The organism is uncultured Ruminococcus sp., from assembly GCF_937915125.1.
GTDB lineage: Bacteria > Bacillota > Clostridia > Oscillospirales > Ruminococcaceae > Ruminococcus_C.
Genome location: NZ_CALDMP010000014.1, coordinates 1 through 4,030, shown reverse-complemented (window position 1 = coordinate 4,030; position 4,030 = coordinate 1). Strand labels below are relative to the sequence as shown.

General features: G+C 46.6%; 4 protein-coding genes. All 4 read left to right on the top strand.

What is annotated here, in order from left to right; all coding sequences use genetic code 11:
• The first annotated feature begins 505 nt into the window (after positions 1-505).
• The 4 genes from Q0418_RS01340 (at position 506) to Q0418_RS01325 (ending at position 3,583) form a co-directional block, all read left to right on the top strand.
• Positions 506-865, top strand: coding sequence for an SLOG family protein (locus Q0418_RS01340; protein ID WP_298481744.1), 360 nt, complete (start codon positions 506-508; stop codon positions 863-865).
• Between the two features lie 110 nt (positions 866-975).
• Positions 976-1,740 (top strand): TIGR00282 family metallophosphoesterase, encoded by a 765-nt coding sequence (locus Q0418_RS01335; RefSeq protein ID WP_298481743.1) that lies wholly within the window; start codon positions 976-978, stop codon positions 1,738-1,740.
• Between the two features lie 151 nt (positions 1,741-1,891).
• The gene (locus tag Q0418_RS01330) at positions 1,892-2,152 is read left to right on the top strand and encodes a stage V sporulation protein S (RefSeq protein ID WP_022410602.1); all 261 of its coding nucleotides are present in this window, start codon (positions 1,892-1,894) and stop codon (positions 2,150-2,152) included.
• Positions 2,153-2,236: 84 nt separating this feature from the next.
• Entirely contained in the window at positions 2,237-3,583 is a 1,347-nt protein-coding gene (locus tag Q0418_RS01325; RefSeq protein WP_298481742.1) for a hemolysin family protein, read from the top strand.
• Positions 3,584-4,030: the final 447 nt, after the last annotated feature.

The following is a 4,030-nucleotide window of genomic DNA, read 5'->3' as shown; positions in this document are numbered from 1 at the left end:
GAGCGCCACCTTGCCAAGGTGGAGGTAGCGAGTTCGAGCCTCGTAATCCGCTCCATTTGCATTGTATTATCTCTTCCATTGTAAAGCGTACAAGGTTCGTGCTTGTGCGCTTTATTTTTTTGTTGGGATGAAATTTGGTCGCCTGAAATTTTGGTTAAAAATGAAAATAACCGCCCCCTAGCTTCCAACTTGGGCGGTTATTTTCGTAATCGCTAAATTTTTGGGAGCGACCGTCGTCCGAAGTTTCGCAGAAATGACTTCGGCAGACTTACCGGAAACGGTGAGTCACTCAGGTGTGCTCTTTTCATTTTTATTATAACAGATTGCGGGAAAATTTTCAAGGCATTGTTTTTCGTGAAATTGCATGTTTATGGTAATATATGTAGGAGCGAACATTGTTCGCCCGTCAATTTGAGATAACCATCACCCGGGCGAACGCAGTTTCCCCCTACAAAAACCCCGTCAACTACGCCATTTTGGGTAATTGATGGGGTTTATTTATCATTTGTTCTACTCAACAGATAAGCTACAGAAACATGATGAAAATCTGCCAGACGAATGCAACCGCGAATACGGCGTACCCATGTGGGCGGCGGAAATTGTGCTTGCACTGCGGTCAGAATGCCCGGGAATCCGGCGCCATGTGGCGGTGCCCTATGAAGATCAGACAGCGCTCTGGAACGAGAATGCCAGAGAACGGTATTTTGCCATCCATGAAGCGGCGGATACAGTGGGAATTTTGATGGGCTCCCTGCAAACGGATGTGGAAAGAGCGTACCATCTTGCAGAACAGGAAATGCTCCGCCGGAGCACCGTTGTTCTGGCGGTCGAGAAACACAGGGAACAGCGGAAAATATGGGTTTGACGGTTTTATCTTTGGAAAAAATATGATTCGCAGGATGTGACAGGAAACGCTTGACACACCTTGCTGCTCCATGGTATAATCAGGACAATGAAATAGAGAGAGGTTAGTCCATGAAATTATTACACATCGGAGATGTAGTGGGAGCGGCTGGGTGTCGGTTCTTACAGGAACATCTCCCGTCCATCAAACGAACGCATCAGATCGACATGACCGTAGTCAACGGCGAAAATTCCGCCCAGGGGAACGGCATCACCAAACACTCCATGGAACAGATTTTTTCCGCCGGAGCAGATGTCATTACCACCGGCAATCACTGCTTTAAACGTCGGGAAGCTCTGTCTATCTATGAGAATCCCGTGGTGCTCCGTCCGGCGAATTATCCTGAGGGCTGCGTAGGACACGGCGTCTGTACCATTGACTTCGGGCCGTGCCAGGTGGCAGTGCTGAATCTCTCCGGTACGGCTTATCTCGACCCCCTCGACAATCCTTTTACCGTTGTGGAACAGCTTCTGGAGGAGATCGAGACGCTGAATATTCTGGTGGATTTTCACGCCGAGGCTACGGCGGAGAAAAAAGCCATGGGATTTTTCCTTGCTGGAAGAGTTACCGCAGTGGTGGGAACCCATACCCATGTGCAGACCGCAGACGAGACCATTCTGGAGGAACATACGGGCTATCTGACTGACGTCGGCATGACCGGACCGGAAAAATCCATCCTGGGTGTGGCAGTTCAGCCGGCGCTGGATCGGTTCCGGTTCCACTTTCCAACGCGCTTCACCGAGTCCGAGGAACCGTGTTTTATCAATGGCGTTGTCATTAGCTTTGATGAAAAGTGTGGTAAATGTACGAAAATTGAGCGTTTGATTGTTCGATAATGCACAAACTTTGCGCATAGGGCTTGCATTTTTACATGCTTTATTGTATAATGATGGTGTAAAAATCTCGAACAGGCAGACTGCTGCCAAAATTGTATAACAGTACGAAACAGCATTTGACAAAGAATCGTACTAAGGGAGGCATTTTATCATGGAAGTTTTGAAAGTATCATCGCACTCTTCCCCGAACTCAGTTGCCGGTGCTATTGCCGGCGTCATCCGTGAAAAAAAGATGGTTGAGGTACAGGCTGTTGGTGCCGGTGCTGCAAACCAGGCTGTAAAAGCCATTGCTATTGCACGTGGTTATCTGGCGCCCATCGGCGTGGATCTGATCTGCATTCCGGCGTTTGCGAATATTCAGATCGACGGTGAGGAACGCACGGCAATCAAATTGATTTGTGAAGAACGATAAACTCGTATACAAAGAAGAACGCTGCCAGTGTCAGATTGGCAGCGTTTTTTCAAATTCTGTTAAATTCAGGTTAAGGAGAATGATATGGATTCCTGTGATACGTTACTGGTATCTTTGGCTTTGATTTTCTGCCTGCTGCATGGCTGGTTTGCAGCGGCAATGGCAGCGGTTCGGACGCTGGGCGGTCGGCTGAAAAGTATGATGGAAAAAGAGAAAAAGCTATCCTATTATTGGGAAAAGAAAGCTGTACTGCTGAATGCGGAGACAGTGGAATTTGCAGTTTTTTGTACTTCCTTGGAAGTCTTGACGTATTTTTATGCAAGCGCAAAAGGATTTCTGCCATCTCTTCGCGCAGCAGTGATGTTTCGATATACCAATGTTGCGTTGGATGATATGCTATATGAGGGAATGCCTCACCCTTTTGCCCAGACTCTTGTTCTGATTTTGCTGTTTGGTCTGGGTGCATTGGTGCTGGCTTTGCTGGCAGACGGTATGGCGAAAGGTCTGGGGCGGAAAATTTCGCAGAAAATTGCAATAAAATCAGTGGGGCATGTGCGCCTGATTATGACACTGCTTCTGCCGCTTCGGGCGCTGCATACTGGGATGAACCAGCTTTTTGGCGGTAAACAGGTTTTAAAAGAAATGATAACGGAGGAACAGATCCTGCAAATGGTAGATGCTGTCAATGCTACAGGCGCAATCGAAGAACAGCAGCGTGAAATGATCAATAATATTTTTGAGTTTGACGACATTACCATCTCCGAAGTCATGACCCACCGCAAGGAACTGGTGGCAGTGGATGTGGAAATGGAGATCCAGGAAGTAGTGGATCTTGCAAGAGACGAAAATTATTCCCGTATGCCCGTATATCAGGACAGTGTGGATAATATCATCGGCATTCTGAACACCAAGGACTTGCTGGGACTTATCGGATGCAAGAATATTACTGGATTTTCTGTGCGTTATTTTATGCGTGAGGCGTTGTTTGTGCCGGAGACGGCAAAGTGTGACGATGTGCTGTCGGATATGTCCCGAAAAAAAATGCAGATGGCGATTGTTGTGGACGAATACGGCGGTACAGCTGGTGTGGTCTGCATGGAAGATATTTTGGAGGAGATCGTGGGCAATATCCAGGATGAATATGACGAGGAGGAAACAGCAGTGCACCGCATCACGGATTCGCTGTATACCATTGATGGACATGCCGACCCGGAAGAGGCATTCCCTTTGCTGGGACTGGAGCTGCCGGAGGAAATGCCTTTCGATACAGTCAGCGGCTTTGTGGTGGACTTGCTGGGACGTATCCCTGAAGCCCATGAAAATCCCTCTGTGGAGTGGCAGCATGTGCGGTTTACGGTGTTGGCAATGGAGGATAACTGGATCTCGAAGATCAAGGCGGAAATTCTGCCGGTGGAAAAAGGGGAGAATTAGAGCACACCCTCACAATGTGGTACAGAATAGTGCAGATTATCGAGTACTTGTGTGTGATAAAGTAAAATTATGCGGTAAATCGAAGGAAAGCGGTGCAGATGTGCCGCTTTTTTAATACCTGTGCATAATTAACAAGAATCAACAAAAAATATTAGCATATAATTTACTTGACAATAGAAAGCACCTGTGCTATAATAATAAAGCTGTCGCACGAGAGCGAAAGTTAAGGAAAAAGAGTGAGAAAAGCAAACGGGAGTTCGGCTTGGTTCACAAAAAATTAACTTGACAAAATCGCAATAGTGTGATAGAATAAATAAGCTGTCTGTTGATTGCAGTAGTTGAGATAAAGTGAAAAAAGCGTGAAGAATGAACGGGAGTTCAAAAATCTTCACAAAAAGTTCACTTGACAAAATCGACAAGATGTGATAAAATAGATAAGCTGTCACA

Bases quoted from the DNA above. Each gene is read 5' to 3' on its own strand.
- Q0418_RS01335 (WP_298481743.1), top strand. From the start codon at position 976: ATGAAATTATTACACATCGGAGATGTAGTGGGAGCGGCTGGGTGTCGG.
- Q0418_RS01330 (WP_022410602.1), top strand. From the start codon at position 1,892: ATGGAAGTTTTGAAAGTATCATCGCACTCTTCCCCGAACTCAGTTGCC.
- Q0418_RS01325 (WP_298481742.1), top strand. From the start codon at position 2,237: ATGGATTCCTGTGATACGTTACTGGTATCTTTGGCTTTGATTTTCTGC.